Annotated in this window: 12 protein-coding genes; 1 reads left to right on the top strand and 11 read right to left on the bottom strand. The window is 65.8% G+C overall.

Annotation, left to right across the window (positions count from 1 at the left end; translation table 11 throughout):
- Window positions 1-4: 4 nt before the first annotated feature.
- From mddA to A5634_RS26255, 6 genes are all read right to left on the bottom strand, one after another.
- Complete coding sequence (mddA, locus tag A5634_RS26280; RefSeq protein ID WP_065146979.1) at window positions 5-772, bottom strand: methanethiol S-methyltransferase; 768 nt, start codon at window positions 770-772, stop codon at window positions 5-7.
- A gap of 74 nt (window positions 773-846) precedes the next feature.
- Complete coding sequence (locus A5634_RS26275; protein ID WP_065146978.1) at window positions 847-2409, bottom strand: HD domain-containing phosphohydrolase; 1563 nt, start codon at window positions 2407-2409, stop codon at window positions 847-849.
- 32 nt (window positions 2410-2441) lie between these two features.
- Complete coding sequence (locus A5634_RS26270; protein WP_065146949.1) at window positions 2442-3188, bottom strand: hypothetical protein; 747 nt, start codon at window positions 3186-3188, stop codon at window positions 2442-2444.
- A gap of 117 nt (window positions 3189-3305) precedes the next feature.
- Window positions 3306-6164, bottom strand: a complete 2859-nt coding sequence (gene secA / locus A5634_RS26265; protein ID WP_065146948.1) for a preprotein translocase subunit SecA — start codon at window positions 6162-6164, stop codon at window positions 3306-3308.
- A gap of 80 nt (window positions 6165-6244) precedes the next feature.
- The gene (hpf, locus tag A5634_RS26260) at window positions 6245-6892 is read right to left on the bottom strand and encodes a ribosome hibernation-promoting factor, HPF/YfiA family (RefSeq protein ID WP_253861920.1); all 648 of its coding nucleotides are present in this window, start codon (window positions 6890-6892) and stop codon (window positions 6245-6247) included.
- 405 nt (window positions 6893-7297) lie between these two features.
- A complete protein-coding gene (locus A5634_RS26255; protein WP_065146946.1) occupies window positions 7298-7930 on the bottom strand; it encodes a ComF family protein in 633 nt (210 codons plus the stop codon).
- A 163-nt stretch (window positions 7931-8093) separates the two neighbouring features.
- Between A5634_RS26255 and A5634_RS26250 the strand changes: the two genes are divergently transcribed.
- Window positions 8094-8984, top strand: coding sequence for a L,D-transpeptidase (locus A5634_RS26250; protein WP_081290673.1), 891 nt, complete (start codon window positions 8094-8096; stop codon window positions 8982-8984).
- Between the two features lie 26 nt (window positions 8985-9010).
- Here the strand turns inward: A5634_RS26250 and A5634_RS26245 are convergent, their stop codons facing one another.
- From A5634_RS26245 to mtrA, 5 genes are all read right to left on the bottom strand, one after another.
- On the bottom strand, window positions 9011-9415 hold the full coding sequence (locus A5634_RS26245) for a hypothetical protein (RefSeq protein ID WP_253861917.1): 405 nt from the start codon (window positions 9413-9415) through the stop codon (window positions 9011-9013).
- Window positions 9416-9854: 439 nt separating this feature from the next.
- Window positions 9855-10697 (bottom strand): hypothetical protein, encoded by an 843-nt coding sequence (locus A5634_RS26240; protein WP_065146944.1) that lies wholly within the window; start codon window positions 10695-10697, stop codon window positions 9855-9857.
- Window positions 10698-10776: 79 nt separating this feature from the next.
- The gene (lpqB, locus tag A5634_RS26235; protein ID WP_065146943.1) at window positions 10777-12537 is read right to left on the bottom strand and encodes an MtrAB system accessory lipoprotein LpqB; all 1761 of its coding nucleotides are present in this window, start codon (window positions 12535-12537) and stop codon (window positions 10777-10779) included.
- Entirely contained in the window at window positions 12537-14267 is a 1731-nt protein-coding gene (gene mtrB / locus A5634_RS26230) for an MtrAB system histidine kinase MtrB (RefSeq protein WP_065146942.1), read from the bottom strand. Before mtrB ends, lpqB begins: the two co-directional genes overlap by 1 nt.
- A 28-nt stretch (window positions 14268-14295) precedes the next feature.
- On the bottom strand, window positions 14296-14982 hold the full coding sequence (gene mtrA / locus A5634_RS26225) for a two-component system response regulator MtrA (RefSeq protein WP_065146941.1): 687 nt from the start codon (window positions 14980-14982) through the stop codon (window positions 14296-14298).
- Between the last annotated feature and the right edge of the window lie 43 nt (window positions 14983-15025).

The raw sequence follows: 15025 nt of genomic DNA, 5'->3' as shown, positions 1-15025 counted from the left end.
CCGGCTAGACGGACCGCGGACGGTATGCGCTCGACCCCGGATCGGCCTGTCGCAACCGGGGAACGAACATCGGCACGCGGCGACGGTAGTCGCGGTACTCATCGCCCAGCGCTGCGACCAGGTCGCGCTCCTCCAATTGCAGGGCCAGCAGGATGTAACCCGTGGTGCCGATCGCAAACAGCAGGTGTCCGGCGGTCATCGTAGGTGTCGCCCAGAACGCGATGAGAAAGCCGAGCATGATCGGGTGCCGAACCAGCCGGTAAAGCAGATGAGTGCGGAAAGTCAGTTCGGTGTAAGGCTTTCCGCGCCAAGCCAGATACACCTGCCGCAGCCCGAACAGATCGAAATGGTTGATCATGAACGTCGACGCCAGCACCATCAGCCAACCCAGCCAGAACAACGCCCACAAGCCCCATCTGGCTGCCGGTTGCCCGACCTCCCAGATGACGCCCGACATCGTCCGCCACTGCCAATACAGCAGCAGCAGAACGGCACTGGCCAACAACACGTAAGTGCTGCGCTCGATAGAGGGCGGCACGAACCGCGTCCACCAACGTTTGAAGCCCGGCCGCGCCATCACGCTGTGCTGTACGCCGAACAGCGCGAGCAGCACCGTATTGACGACGAGCGCCTGCCACAATGGTGCAGTGATCCCGTGATCGACATTGCGCGGCACCAGGATTGCGCCGACGAAGAAGATGGCATACAAGAAGGCGACCAGGAACACCAGGTAGCTGGCCGCGCCGTAACCGATTGTCAGATAACGTTTCATGAGCTGAGTGTGCGCGCGATAGGGGTGTCCGGACATGAGGCTTCTGCCCCATCTATTTGCGTATGAGCCTCGAATCAGCACGCGTTGACCAAGCCGTGGCGCAGCGCATACATGCTGGCGCCGATACGGTTCGACACTCCGATCTTGGCGTAGGTGCGCTCGACGTGATTCCGGGCGGTCTTCTCACTGATCACCAGCGTCGTCGCGATCTCTTTGTTGGAGGCGCCGCGGGCGACCAGGCAGAGCACTTCGACCTCACGCGGGGTGAGTCCGTCCGGGCGGGCGTTGGGCCGTTGGGCGCGATGTCCGGCAGCGTGCAGCACCGCCTCAACCGCTGCGGCATCCAATTCCCCGGCTTGCACCCGACTCTGGAGCCGCCGCTGGGCCGCCCCCGCGGTCATCTCCTTGCGGTAAGGCCTTGGCTCACAAGCGGATTGGTAGCTGACGGCAGCCGCCAGGATTCGATCCGGCAGGCCGAGACCACTTGCGGCGAGCCCGCGCGGGTATCCCGTGCCGTTGAGGCATTCATGATGATTGCCGGCCACCTCGGCCAGCTGACGAAGTCCCGGCACCTGGTTGAGGATTCGGACGGTGAAGTACGGGTGCAGCCGGACCCGCTCGAATTCCGCCGCGGTCAACGAGCCAGGCCGCGACCAAAGTTGGTTCGATACGCCGATTCGGCCAAGATCGTGCACATGGCCGGCCCGTCTGGTCAACGCCACCGCGTCGTCATCGAGCCCGACAGTAACGGCGGCATCGCGGGCCAGACGAGCCACGGCACGTGAATGACCAAGTGTGAAAGGGCATTTCAGGTCGACGAAGTCACCTAGCGCAACCAGCAGCGCATCCAGCGATTGGTCGTCGAGATGCTCGTGGCGGTCCGGCGCCGCCCGTAACGCCGCCGCCCATACGTCGCCGGTGCGCGGACCGGCCAGGACCTCCTCGGCATGGCTCAAAAACGCATCAGCCACCTGCGGGTCGAACTGGCCGCCGCGCCGGGCACGAACCATCGCCACTGCGCCGTCGACGCCGTAGGTACGGTGGTGCACCTCGGCCATTTCCGCGACCTGCGCGACCCGCATCTGAATCGGGATTGCATCGCCGCGGGCACCGGTCGGCAGTCCGCCCCCGTCGTAGCGCTCGAAGGCGCACGTGAGCGCCTGTCGCACGTCGCCGCCCAGACCCAGCCGGTCGGCCAGCAATGCCGCAGATGCGCAGTGCGAGTGGATCATTCGGGATACCTGGCCGCGGGCGTTGACCAACAGCGTGGCCATCATGGCGACCCGCTGCAGCAACGGCTGACCGCGACCGATGTTGCTCACCAAAAACCGCAGATACGGCAGCCCGGACCAGTCGACCAAATACGCGTCGTGGCGCACACCGATGTCATCGCCGAACCACTGCGCATATTCGTGCGAATCGGCGTGACACCCAATCCACATGATCAGCGTGCTGTAGTACGCGCTGTCGCGTTGCTGCTTGCTCAAGTCGAGCCGATCGGCGAGCCGGGTGGCGATCAGCGCCGCGCGCAGCATGTGTTCAGCCGGCTGACCCAGGCCGAGGTCGATCGCCACCGACAGTGCCGCCAACAACTCGGCACGGGTCGGCGGCGCCGACGGCTCGGCGGCAGGCACCATGGCCCCCATTGTGGCCCTTATCGCGACCACAATCAGTCAATCGAGATAGTGCGCTGCACGGCCCGGTGCCGGTCGGCGTCGAAGTTCTCGAAGTGCCCCGAGCCGACCACGAACAGTCCCCGCTGCGGCGCCCGGAAGCTGGCCAGCCGAGCTTGATTGGGCAGCGGACCCACTGGTCCGAGGTCCACGCCGGCCAAAACCGCGCGCGACTGCGACACCGCCCACAGCTGGCGCGGGGCGATCATGAACCGCTGGCCGTTGGGCGCGGTGCCGGCAAGCCGGACCTGTCCGGCACCGAGCGTCAACCCGGCCGCGCGACTCAACGCACCCAGCGCGGCCCGATTGGTCCACGTTCCGGCCGGCAGCCGCCCACCGACGGCGCTCATCAGCCGGGTCGACATCGTCGAACGGAGGTCGAGCTGCCACTCGAGCAGTCCAGCGATGCCTATGTAGAGCGACCAAGGGGTGATCCACTCGACGGTGATGTCGCACTGGACCGCGTCCTGCGGCGTTGCCGAACTGAAGTAACGGGCGCAGCTCTGGGCACCCGGCGTCGTCGCGTAGAAGGTCCAGATGCCGTCGGGTCCGCGGTGCCACACCGACTTGTATGCGGGCGCGAAGGTGGCTTTCGGGAAGTTCCGCAGCGCCAGGTAGTGGCCGCTGGCGAAGGGTAAGCCCATCACGCCGAAACCGACGAAGCGTTCGTCGTCCCCCGCGGGCAGGGTCGGATTCTGCAGGATCTCCGTCGCGGCGTCGTAAGGGGTGGGTGTCGTTGTCATGGGTGCCAGCGTGCGCTCGGCCGATATGCCCCCGCATGGGGCGACTGCCTCATTTTGGGTCTGGCCGCTTCGTCGAGCGTGAAACTAGCTTCACGTTCGGCGCGGGGAGGCGCTGGGCTAGCGCTTCTTGACCGATTTCGGTGGCTTGGCGCCGCGGCCCTGCTGCCGGGCGGCGGCCCGGCGTTCACGGCGCGTACCGCCCACCGCCGCACCCGCCGGAGTCTTGGCCGCTTTACCGCCATTGCGCTGCACCTGCGCCGAACCGTCCTCGGACGGTCCGCTGTAGGTCAGCGCAGGAGCGGCGTCGTTGTCGATACCCTTGGCGCGCAACGTGCTGACCGGTTCCTTCAGTGCCGGTGCCGGTGCCGGCGCCGGCGCCGGCTCGTCCGCGCCGTCTGAGCCGCCCAGTTCCGCAAGACCCTCCGGCGTCTCGACCGGAGCCAGTTCGACCTGCGGTGGCGGGACCGCCTCCACGCTCACGTTGAACAGGAAGCCGACCGACTCCTCTTTCATCCCGTCGAGCATGGCCATGAACATGTCGTAACCCTCGCGCTGGTATTCGACCAGTGGGTCGCGCTGGGCCATCGCACGCAGGCCGATGCCCTCCTTGAGGTAGTCCATCTCGTAGAGGTGCTCGCGCCACTTACGGTCGATCACGTTGAGCAGCACGTTGCGTTCCAACTGCCGCATCGCACCTTCGCCGGCGATCTCTTCGAGCTCGGCTTCCCTTGCGGCATAAGCCTTGTCGGCGTCTGTGAGTAGCGCCTCGAGCAGTTCTTCGCGGGTCAGGTCGTCACGATCGGACTCCGCGTCGGGATGCATCAGGGTCTCGTGTTCGATGCCCACTGGGTAGAGCGTCTTGAGTGCCGTCCACAACGCGTCCAGGTCCCAGTCTTCGGCGTAGCCGTCACTGGTCGCGCCGTTGACGTAGGCGGTGATGACATCGGTCAGCATGTCCTTGGCCTGATCGCGCAGGTTCTCACCCTCGAGGATGCGGCGGCGCTCGGCGTAGATCACCTTGCGCTGCTGGTTCATCACCTCGTCGTACTTCAGGACGTTCTTGCGCATCTCGAAGTTCTGCTGCTCGACTTGGGTCTGAGCACTCTTGATCGCCCGAGTGACCATCTTGGCTTCGATCGGCACGTCGTCGGGCAGGTTCAGCCGGGTCAGCAGGCTCTCCAGCGCGGCCCCGTTGAACCGGCGCATGAGCTCATCACCCAATGACAGATAGAAGCGGGACTCCCCCGGGTCACCCTGACGGCCGGAGCGGCCGCGCAGCTGGTTGTCGATGCGCCGCGACTCGTGCCGTTCGGTGCCCAGCACGTAGAGCCCGCCCGCCTCGATCACTTCGGCGGCTTCCGCACTGGCTTCCTCTTTGACCTTGGGCAACTCCTCGTGCCACGCCTCTTCGTACTCGTCGACGGTCTCCACCGGGTCCAGCCCGCGCTCCCGCAACCGCTTGTCGGTGAGGAAGTCGACGTTGCCGCCGAGCACGATGTCGGTACCACGACCGGCCATGTTGGTGGCCACCGTGATGGCCCCGCGCCGACCCGCTTCGGCGATGATGCCGGCCTCCTGCTCGTGGTACTTCGCATTGAGCACGTTGTGCGGGATCCGGCGCTTGGTGAACTGGCGCGACAGGTACTCGGAGCGCTCCACGCTGGTGGTGCCGATCAGTACCGGCTGACCCTTCTCGTAGCGCTCGGATACGTCGTCGACCACCGCGATGTACTTGGCCTCTTCGGTCTTGTAGATCAAATCGGACTGGTCGGCGCGGATCATCTCTTTGTTGGTCGGGATGGAGACCACGCCGAGCTTGTAGATTTCGTGCAGCTCGGCCGCTTCGGTCTGGGCGGTGCCCGTCATGCCGGAGAGCTTGTCGTAGAGCCTGAAGTAGTTCTGCAGCGTGATGGTGGCCAGCGTCTGGTTCTCCGCCTTGATCTCCACGTGCTCTTTGGCCTCAATGGCCTGGTGCATGCCCTCGTTGTAGCGGCGGCCGAGCAGGACGCGGCCGGTGAACTCGTCGACGATCAGCACCTCGCCGTCGCGCACGATGTAGTCCTTGTCGCGGTTGAACAGCTCCTTGGCCTTCAACGCGTTGTTCAGGTAGCTGACCAGCGGGGAGTTGGCCGCCTCGTACAGGTTGTCGATGCCAAGCTGGTCCTCGACGAACTCCACACCCTTCTCGTGCACGCCGACGGTACGTTTGCGCAGGTCCACCTCGTAGTGGGTATCCTTTTCCATCAGCGGGGCGATCCGGGCGAACTCGGTGTACCAGTTGGAGGCGCCATCGGCCGGGCCGGAAATGATCAACGGGGTGCGGGCTTCGTCGATCAGGATCGAGTCGACCTCGTCGACAACCGCGAAGTTGTGCCCGCGCTGGACCAGGTCGTCCAGGGAGTGGGCCATGTTGTCGCGCAGGTAGTCGAAGCCGAACTCGTTGTTGGTGCCGTAGGTGATGTCGGCGTTGTAGGCGACGCGGCGTTCCTCCGGCGTCATCTGGGCCAGGATGACGCCGACCTCCAGGCCGAGGAAGCGGTGCACCCGCCCCATCCATTCGCTGTCACGTTTGGCCAGGTAGTCGTTGACCGTGACGACGTGCACGCCCTTGCCGGCCAGCGCGTTGAGGTAGGCGGGCAGCACACAGGTCAGCGTCTTGCCTTCACCGGTCTTCATCTCGGCGACGTTGCCCAGGTGCAGGGCGGCCGCCCCCATCACCTGGACATCGAACGGGCGTTGGTCGAGCACGCGCCAAGCTGCCTCGCGGGCCACCGCGAAGGCTTCGGGCAGCAGATCTTCGAGGGTCTCGGGGTTCTTCTTGTCCGCGAGGCGCTTCTTGAACTCGTCGGTCTTGGCCTTCAGCTCCGCGTCGGTGAGCTTTTCGACGTCGTCAGAAAGCGTATTGACATAGTCGGCCACCTTCTTGAGGCGCTTGACCATGCGACCTTCGCCAAGGCGCAGCATTCTCGACAGCACAGCTTTGTCCCCTGTTGGGTAGGAGTCGTTCCTCTTAAGCGACCACCATCCTAGGTGAAGGGGCGATCAGGCCAATCTCATCAGGCCAATCGGATCAAGCCATAGTCGTAGGCGTGCCGGCGGTAAACCACCGACGGCCGTTCGCTTTCCTTGTCGAGGAACATGAAGAAATCGTGCCCGACGAGTTCCATCTCGTAGAGCGCGTCGTCGACGGACATCGGCTTGGCCGGGTGCTCCTTGACGCGAACGACCCGCCCGGGCTGGTGGTCGACCACGTCGCCGTAGTGGTCGTGCGGCTCGGCTGGTTCGTCCTTGAAGGCGTCTTTAAAACCATCCTTGTAACCGTCGCCGAGTCCATCGTCGGCAGGCAAGACGGCGGTGGCCTCGGCCAGTGATACCGGCGTCTTGTCGCCGTAGTGCACCTTGCGGCGGTCCTTGCCACGGCGCAGCCGGTTCTCCAGCTTGCCGACGGCGGCTTCCAGCGCGGCGTAGAAACTGTCGGCGCACGCCTCGCCGCGGACTACCGGCCCGCGACCGCGAGCGGTGATCTCTACACGCTGACAGGCTTTGCGTTGACGCCGGTTGCGTTCATGGTCGAGTTCGACGTCGAACAGGTAGATAGTTCGGTCGAACCGTTCGAGACGGGCGAGTTTCTGCGAAACGTAGACGCGATAGTGGTCGGGGATTTCGACGTTGCGGCCCTTGAACACGATTTCGGCGTTGGCCATCGTTTCGGACTGATCTTGGGTCACAGGTGGAGCTTCCTGAAGGACCTGCTCGGAATCCGCGCTAAGCCTTGACATTCGTGACAACTCGTTTCTCTTTTCACGTCACACGCACTCTGCGTGCCCGGCATTCAAGTACGCGCCGACGAGGGGTAGAGCGGTCTGAGAGAAATGACCGCCGCAGGCTGCCCGCCGGAGCAAGAAGTCGAATTTTCACCTCCTACTGCGGGTGCTGCTCAACCTGGCATTTCGGGACCGTAAGTCGAGAGTCTGCTGTCGACGTTAGCCCGTGTTCGCCTCACCTTGCCACCCAATTCGCAGACCTGTTGTGAGTTCTTCACGTTCTCTTGCCGACTGCATAGCCAATAGTGTTCGAAGCCGATTTCCAGTTGTGCTAGGGGATTCCAATCACGCGGCGGCGATCACCAGCACGGCGACCACCGACACATCGGCGGCCCGCAACACCCGAACCGATTCGCGCGCCGTCGCTCCGGTGGTGACGATGTCATCGACGATCAGCACTTCGGTGCGCGGCGGCCGACCCCGCAACCGCACCCGCCCGGCGATGTTGCGCTCGCGGGCCGAAATGTCCAGTCCCACCGAGTCGCGGGCCATGGCACGCATGCGCAGCGCGGCGGTGACCTCGATGTCGGGATGGCCCGCGACGGCCGTCGATGCGATGCGGGTGACGGGATCGCCGCCGCGCCGGCGTGCCGCGGCACGGCGCGTCGGTGCGGGCACCACGGTCAGCGGCGTGTCCACCATGCCCCAGGACAGCAGTCGATCCACTCCGGCAGCCAGAGCGTGTGCCAGCGGTGCGACGAGGTCGCGACGGCCACGTTCCTTGCAGGCGAGGATCGCCTGACGGCGGGCGCCGGTGTAGCGGCCTAGGGCGAACACCGGGACCCCTGGGTCGACGCGGGGGCTCACCACCAGGGGCTCGCCGGCGCGGACGGAAAGTTCGGTCTTGCACGCCGGACACCACCGTGTTGCCGAAGCCCCGCAACCGCCGCACTGCAGCGGAAGGACTAGATCGAGCACGGTGTGAGTGTGCTCGCCGGGGGTGACATCCGCTTAGCAGAGACCGAGTTGTAACCAAACACTGACCGATATGTGCACGCGCACTTCAGGATTCGCCCTGGTAGCGGCCCTACCATCGGTCAGCGACAGGTTATTACCCATCCGACTAATTACCCGAGGTGCCATGCGGGCGGCAATACGTTCTCTGCTTGTGGTTGTCACGATCGCCGCCACGGTGGTCGCGGGGCAGGCTGGCGTCATGCTGACGGCGTCCACTACCTCGGATGGGTACTTCGACATCGCATCGGTGCTCCCGGTGCGAGATGCGGTGGTGGGTGTGGCACACCCGGTGGTGGTGACTTTCCGCCATCCCGTCACGTCCCCGCGGGACCGTGGGGCGCTCGAGCGCGCCATCGAAGTGAAATCCGTGCCGGCCATGACGGGGCGATTCGAATGGCAGGACGACACGGTTGTGCACTGGGTTCCCGACCGCTTCTGGCCAGCCCACACCACGATTGCGCTGTCGGTGGGCGGTCTGCGCACGGACTTCAAGACAGGTCCGGCCGTGGTCGGCATCGCCGATACGGTCAATCACACGTTCACTGTCAGCATCGACGGCGTCGAGGCCGAGACACCTCCTCTCCCAGCGCCCCACCACCGCCCGCACTTCGGCGAACCGGGCGTATTGCCGGCCACAATGGGCAGACCGGAGTACGAGACGCCGGTGGGCACCTACAGCGTGCTCGCCAAAGACCGTTCGGTAACCATGGATTCGAGCAGCGTCGGCATTCCCGTCAACGATTCCGACGGCTACCTACTCAAAGTCGACTATGCCGTTCGCATCACCAACCGTGGCCTCTACGTGCACTCGGCGCCGTGGGCGGTGGCGGCCATGGGTGCTGAGAATGTCAGTCACGGCTGCATCAGCCTCACACCCACCGACGCCGAGTGGTACTTCGACACGGTGCACGTGGGCGACCCGGTGATCGTCCGGGAAGGCGTTCCCGCCGTGAACGACGACAAGGAGGCCGACCAACAACCGTCGACCCTCAACACCGAACGGCCGCCCAGTTAATTGACGGAGAGCTCGCGAAGCGCCTCCTAGTTGACTCCGGCGACCGCACACGCAGGCAGAGCCGTCGTCGACCCGGCCAGAACCGCGGGAATGGGGGCCTGGGGTTGCGCGGGAACCGCTGGGCCAGGCAGCACGACGGGATCGGCCGCCTTGGTGGGCGGCGGCGCTACCGGTGCGCCCTTGCCGGTGCCCGAGTTCATCGTTATCGGCGCGGCAGGCGGCGCGCCATCTGCGACACCGGCACCGGCGCCCGCGCCCGCGATCGGCACCACCGGCACCGCGGGTGGGACCGGTGGAACCACGGCCGGAGCCGGTGGCACGAGAGGCACCGGTGGCACGACAGGTACGACCGGCGCAACAGGAATCGGTCCGGGCAGAACGACCGGGGCCGCGCCCAACGGCGCGGCACCGAAGCCGGCCTGCTGCTCCATGCAGGCAGCACCGCCAGTCGCAAACGGAGTGGCCACCGCACCCGGGCTCAAAGCAAGCGCAGCTCCACACAACCCTGCGCCTGCAGCTACCGCGACGCAGAATCGATCGATCATCCGCACGGCCAAACTCCGTTCATGTTCCCCATAACCCCCGCAATAAATTGACAATGGGGAACCGTATAGGCGCGCCGAATTCTTGCCTATACCAGTAATTATTGGTTGCCGAACCGATGCAAAGCGCCAGCCGTGCCGTGATCGCGTCTTGCCCGAATAGTTACGGGACAACGGGTTTGACGCCCAGAGGCACACTTATCGCCACTCCGGCGCCGCCGAGGCCGACCGACGATGAATCGCCGACGCGCATTTCTCCAGCAAATCAATTCAGCGAATAACAGCAGTGTAATTTACATTAATGTAATTCGCTACCAAGCGGCCCGGATCAGTCCGAGCCCCACCACAGCGAGGGCCAGCTGAACGTCAGCGCCCCCTGACTCAGCTGGGTGATGAGGTCTTCGAGCGCCCGCAGCGGCAACTCCATGCGCCACTCGGGCAGCAACCCGGACACATGCAGGGAATTGGGCACCAGCTCGACGTGGGTGATCATCAAGCCGTGCGGCAGCTCCGGCAGCGGGACCTGATACGCCGGCGTCCGCACCGGCAGCTTCCAGCGTCGCTGCTTGGTGACTATCGCGCGCGGGCGCAGCCACAACGTCGACCCCACCACGTCGGCGTCCACCTCCAGACCGCCCCAACCCGGCCGACGAGCCCAACGCAGTCGCGCCGTGCCGTCCTCGCCCGATTCGCTGCGAAGCTGCGGTGCCGCCTGCTCCAGCACGTCGTCGAAGATGTCCTTGGGCAACTCCGTCGTCAACTCCGTGGGAGCCGCCACCACCAGCGGCGGCACGCCGGGCCGAATGTGCACGTTGCGCAGCACGGCGACCGCACTCTGCAGGCGTTGCTCGGAACCCCTGTCGTCCCAGCGGATGTCGCGAGCGGCCACCCGCACCTCACCGAGCTGGCCGACCGGCAGCCCCTGCGGGTCCAGCTCGGACTCCAGCTCCGTCACGGTCAACTTCACGTCGTGATCGCCGATGCGTACCGTGACGTCCTTGCCGACGAGCAACTGCTGCAACGTCGCGAACAACGTCCGGTAAGGCACCGCAACCGCTTGCGCCGCGCCGGCTCCGACCGCCGGTAACCCCGACGACGACCACAACGAGGCCAGCATCTCCAGAGCGCGGAACGGATCGTCCCAACGCAGGAAAGGAACCTTCGGCGACATCGACAGCGGCCTCCTCAATCGCCTCCTGCAAGGCAGGCTAGCCGGTAGGGTCGGCCGCTCAAAAAGTAAGGCAGGCCGGTTATCCCGGCAAGACCGGGGCGGCGCCGGCGATCATCAGTCCGGCCACCTCTGACCAGCCCTGTTGATTCTCCGCGGCCGACGCCGAGTACATCAGCACGCCCTGCGGGCCAGCGACATACACCGTCGACGGGCTGGCTGCGATCGCGAACAACGGGATCTGCAAGCCACGCGCCGGCGCATCGGAGTTCACCCCGTCGAGGTTGACGTAGGAAACCGGGTGGGTGGCGTCGTTGCGGGTCACCACGATGTCGTCACCGGTGCGCCAGTACAACGACACCACCGAGGTGCCCAGGCCGAAGCCGAGCCGGCGCGGGTAGGTGAGCGCGAACTGGCCCGCCTGAGTCTGCTCGACGCCGGCCAGGATCACCTGTCCCCCGATCACCATCGCCGCGCGCGTCCCGTCGCGGGACAGCTGCAGATCGGTGATCGGGCCCGGGAAACGGCTGGACACCGCGGTGGAATCCACTGGGATCCGCGCCGGCTGACCCGAGGCGGGTTCCTGGATGGCCCGCAGGACGTTGTTGGTGTCGACCACCACCCAGACGGCATCGTCGAGCGACCAACTGGGCCGCGACAGATTGTGCCCGTCCGCGGACTGCACCGCCTCGCCACCGACTTCCCCGATCCACAAAGACGCGGCCATATCCGGGGCGCCGCGTCGAAGCGTCACCACCGAAGCCACCTGTCGGCCGTTGCGCGACAGCGCGGCCCCGGTCTGGTCTCCCATCCGACCAAACGCTCCGGGCACCGTGGTGATGTGCTGTCCGTCCAAGGACACCAACGATCCGCCGACGAGCGCGTGCAACCCCGCGCCCGCGCCGTCGGCAACGCCGGGATCGGTGGCCGCGACATCGGAGGTATTCCAGCCCTGCGCGAACCTGTCGTCCAACGGCGCGCCATCGGCAGTGATCACATACGGCCCGCGAATATCGGCGCGGGCCAACGTCCAAATGATCTGCGCGGCAAGTAATGCCCGGCTGTGCGGGTCGGTGGTGGCCAGCTTCTCCAGCTCGATGCGAGCGCCACCGTAGCCCTTGCCAACGCCGCTCTTGCCGCCGTCGGCACGGGTGACCGGACCGCGCAACCGCAGCGGCGGAGCCAACAGGTTGCGCACCGTGTGCGCCATCTCCGGACGCGGGCCGGCCAGCATCTTGGAGATCAGCTCGGTGGCGAGCTGGTCGTGGTCGGACACCGCGACGTAGCGCGGATCGGGCACCACGGTTTTGCCGGTGGGGTCGGCGAAGTAGAGCGTGTTGCGTTTGTAGGTCGCCTGGAACTGCTGCCAGTCCAGAAAAACCCCATTGGGCAGCCGGTCGATGCGCCAGCCGCCGGAGGTCTTGACCAACTCGATCGGGCCCGGGTCCGGCAGCTGGCCTTCCGCGGTTTCGAACACCCCGACATCGGACAATGAACCCAGGATGTCCGCCCGCATGGTTGCCGAAACCCGTTCGGCACCACGGGTTTCCACGAAGACCACATGGTCGATCAACAGGGCGCTACCGGCGTCGTCCCATGCGTTGGACGCCGATTGGGTGAGGAACTGCCGCGCCGCTAAATGCCGATTGGCGGGGTCGGCGGTGGCTTTGAGGAATTCGCGCAGCAGCACGTCGGGATCCATGCCCGGGGTGGGCTTGGGCAGATTCGAGGGCGCCGGGCGCTCGATGGTCCCGATGGCCTGGGGCGCCGACGAGCTCGGCACGCTCGCACATCCGGCTAGCACGGTGGCCGCCGCGAGCAGGGCCAGGATTGCGCGGGGCATCAGTTGCTCCAGTCCGCGTGCTCGCGCTGACGCTGCTGCTCGGCCGTGTATTCCGGTGCGGCGGGCTGTCCGCTCTGTTGCGGATTTGACTGCGGGGTTGGTTGCGGATTTGGCTGCGGGATTGGTTGCGGTATCGGCTTCATGGGCAGCGGGCTCGTGGTGACCTTATGACCCCGCACCAACGGCAGCGTCAGGCGGAAACACGCGCCCTGCCCTGGCTCGCCCCACGCTTCCAACCGGCCCTGGTGCAGCCGCGCGTCCTCGATGCTGATCGCCAAACCCAGCCCGGTACCACCGGAGCGGCGCACCCGGGACGGATCCGAGCGCCAGAACCGGCTGAATACCAGCTTCTCCTCGCCGGGCCGCAGGCCGACGCCGTAGTCGCGGACGGTGACGGCGACCGTGTCTTCGTCGGCGGCCATGCGGATCCGCACCGGCTTGTGCTCGGCGTGGTCGATGGCGTTGGCGATCAGGTTGCGCAGGATCCGTTCCACCCGGCGCGCGTCGACTTCGGCGATGACCTCGTCGGTGGGCATGTCCACCAGCAACTCGATGCCGGCCTCCTCGGCCAGGTGACCGACGTTGACCAGCGCGTTGTTCACAGTCGCGCGCAGATCGACGGCCTCCACCGAAAGCTCGGCCACACCGGCGTCGTGCCGGGAGATCTCCAGCAGGTCGTTGAGCAGCGTCTCGAAGCGGTCCAGTTCGTTGACCATCAGCTCGGTAGACCGGCGCAGCGCGGGATCCAGGTCGGAACTGTGATCGTAGATCAGGTCGGCAGCCATCCGCACCGTGGTCAGTGGGGTACGCAGTTCGTGGCTGACATCGGAGGTGAAGCGACGTTGCAGGTTGCCGAACTCCTCGAGTTGGGTGATCTGGCGGGACAGGCTTTCGGCCATGTCGTTGAACGACATCGCGAGGCGGGCCATGTCGTCCTCACCGCGCACCGGCATGCGTTCGGAGAGGTGCCCCTCGGCGAACCGTTCGGCGATGCGCGATGCGGACCGCACCGGGTTGACCACCTGACGCGACACCAGCAGCGCAATGCCGGCCAGCAGCAGCAACAACACCAGGCCGCCGGTAGCCATCGTGCTGCGCACCAGGGTGATGGTGGTCTGCTCATTGGCCAGCGGGAAGATCAGGTACAGCTCCAGGTTGGCCACCCGCGACGTCGTGGGCGTGCCGACTATCAGCGCGGGCCCGGAGAAGCCCTCGGTATGCACGGTGGCGTACTGGTAGGCAGCCTGCCCGGCCTTGACGAAGCCGCGCAACGCGTTGGGTACCTGGTCGACGGGGCCGGCGGTGGAGGCGGCGCGCGGCCCGTCCCCCGGCACCATCAGCACCGCTTCGTAGACATTGGCGAGGCTGGAACCGGAGGCGGGGTCCGTCTTCGACGTCAGCGTGTTGCGCGCCAGTTGCAGGCTGCTGTCCAGCGAGCGCGTCTCCTCACCGTTGACGATTCCGCTCACGGTGCTGCGCGCGCGTTCGATCTGGTCGATCGCGGCTTTCACCTTGACGTCGAGCACCCGGTTGGTGACCTGGCTGGTCAGCACGAAGCCCAACGCGAGAATGACCGCCAGCGAAAGTCCGAGCGTCAACGCCACGACTCGCAATTGCAGAGACCGGCGCCAGATGACGACCACGGCCCGACTCAGCGCGCTCAGGCCACGCGGTAAAGGGCCGGAACGACCCCAACGACCTCGACTACGTCGCGGAGAGCGCCAGATCACCGGCGCTTCTCTGCGCTACCGCCGGGGATCACGGAGGTCCGGCCTTGTAACCCACTCCTCGAACGGTGAGAACCACAGTCGGGTTCTCCGGGTCTTTCTCGACCTTCGCGCGCAGGCGCTGGACGTGCACGTTCACCAGGCGCGTGTCCGCCGGGTGTCGGTATCCCCAGACCTGTTCGAGCAGCACATCACGAGTAAACACCTGGCGGGGTTTACGCGCCAATGCGACCAACAGGTCGAACTCCAGCGGCGTCAGTGAGATCTGCTCGCCATTGCGGGTGACCTTGTGCGCCGGCACATCGATGTCGACATCGGCGATGGACAGCATCTCGGCCGGCTCGTCGTCGTTGCGGCGCAACCTCGCGCGTACCCGCGCGACCAGCTCCTTGGGCTTGAACGGCTTCATGATGTAGTCGTCGGCGCCCGACTCGAGGCCGAGCACCACATCGACGGTGTCGGTCTTGGCCGTCAGCATGACGATCGGCACACCCGAATCGGCGCGCAGCACCCGACATACATCGATGCCGTTCATACCGGGCAGCATCAAGTCCAACAGCACCAAATCGGGGCGCAACTCGCGCACCGCCGTCAGCGCCTGCGTGCCATCGCCGATGACCGCGGTGTCGAAACCCTCCCCACGCAACACGATGGTGAGCATCTCGGCCAGCGAAGCGTCGTCATCGACGACCAAAATCCTTTGCCTCATGGACACCATGGTGTCACCAGATCAGGACAAAACTCGGACATCACACGGGCGT

It is taken from the genome of Mycobacterium asiaticum (assembly GCF_001673365.1).
Taxonomy (GTDB): domain Bacteria; phylum Actinomycetota; class Actinomycetes; order Mycobacteriales; family Mycobacteriaceae; genus Mycobacterium; species Mycobacterium asiaticum_A.
Note: the sequence above shows the minus strand (reverse complement) of the source record. Positions and strands in the feature narration are given on the sequence as shown.

What these genes read in the sequence shown, in the direction of transcription:
- A5634_RS26250 (WP_081290673.1), top strand. Translation starts at nt 8,094, where the DNA reads ATGCGGGCGGCAATACGTTCTCTGCTTGTGGTTGTCACGATCGCCGCC.
- A5634_RS26240 (WP_065146944.1), bottom strand. Translation starts at nt 10,697, where the DNA reads ATGTCGCCGAAGGTTCCTTTCCTGCGTTGGGACGATCCGTTCCGCGCT.
- hpf (WP_253861920.1), bottom strand. Translation starts at nt 6,892, where the DNA reads ATGGCCAACGCCGAAATCGTGTTCAAGGGCCGCAACGTCGAAATCCCC.
- lpqB (WP_065146943.1), bottom strand. Translation starts at nt 12,537, where the DNA reads ATGCCCCGCGCAATCCTGGCCCTGCTCGCGGCGGCCACCGTGCTAGCC.
- A5634_RS26270 (WP_065146949.1), bottom strand. Translation starts at nt 3,188, where the DNA reads ATGACAACGACACCCACCCCTTACGACGCCGCGACGGAGATCCTGCAG.
- A5634_RS26275 (WP_065146978.1), bottom strand. Translation starts at nt 2,409, where the DNA reads ATGGTGCCTGCCGCCGAGCCGTCGGCGCCGCCGACCCGTGCCGAGTTG.
- mtrA (WP_065146941.1), bottom strand. Translation starts at nt 14,982, where the DNA reads ATGGTGTCCATGAGGCAAAGGATTTTGGTCGTCGATGACGACGCTTCG.
- A5634_RS26245 (WP_253861917.1), bottom strand. Translation starts at nt 9,415, where the DNA reads ATGGAGCAGCAGGCCGGCTTCGGTGCCGCGCCGTTGGGCGCGGCCCCG.
- mddA (WP_065146979.1), bottom strand. Translation starts at nt 772, where the DNA reads ATGAAACGTTATCTGACAATCGGTTACGGCGCGGCCAGCTACCTGGTG.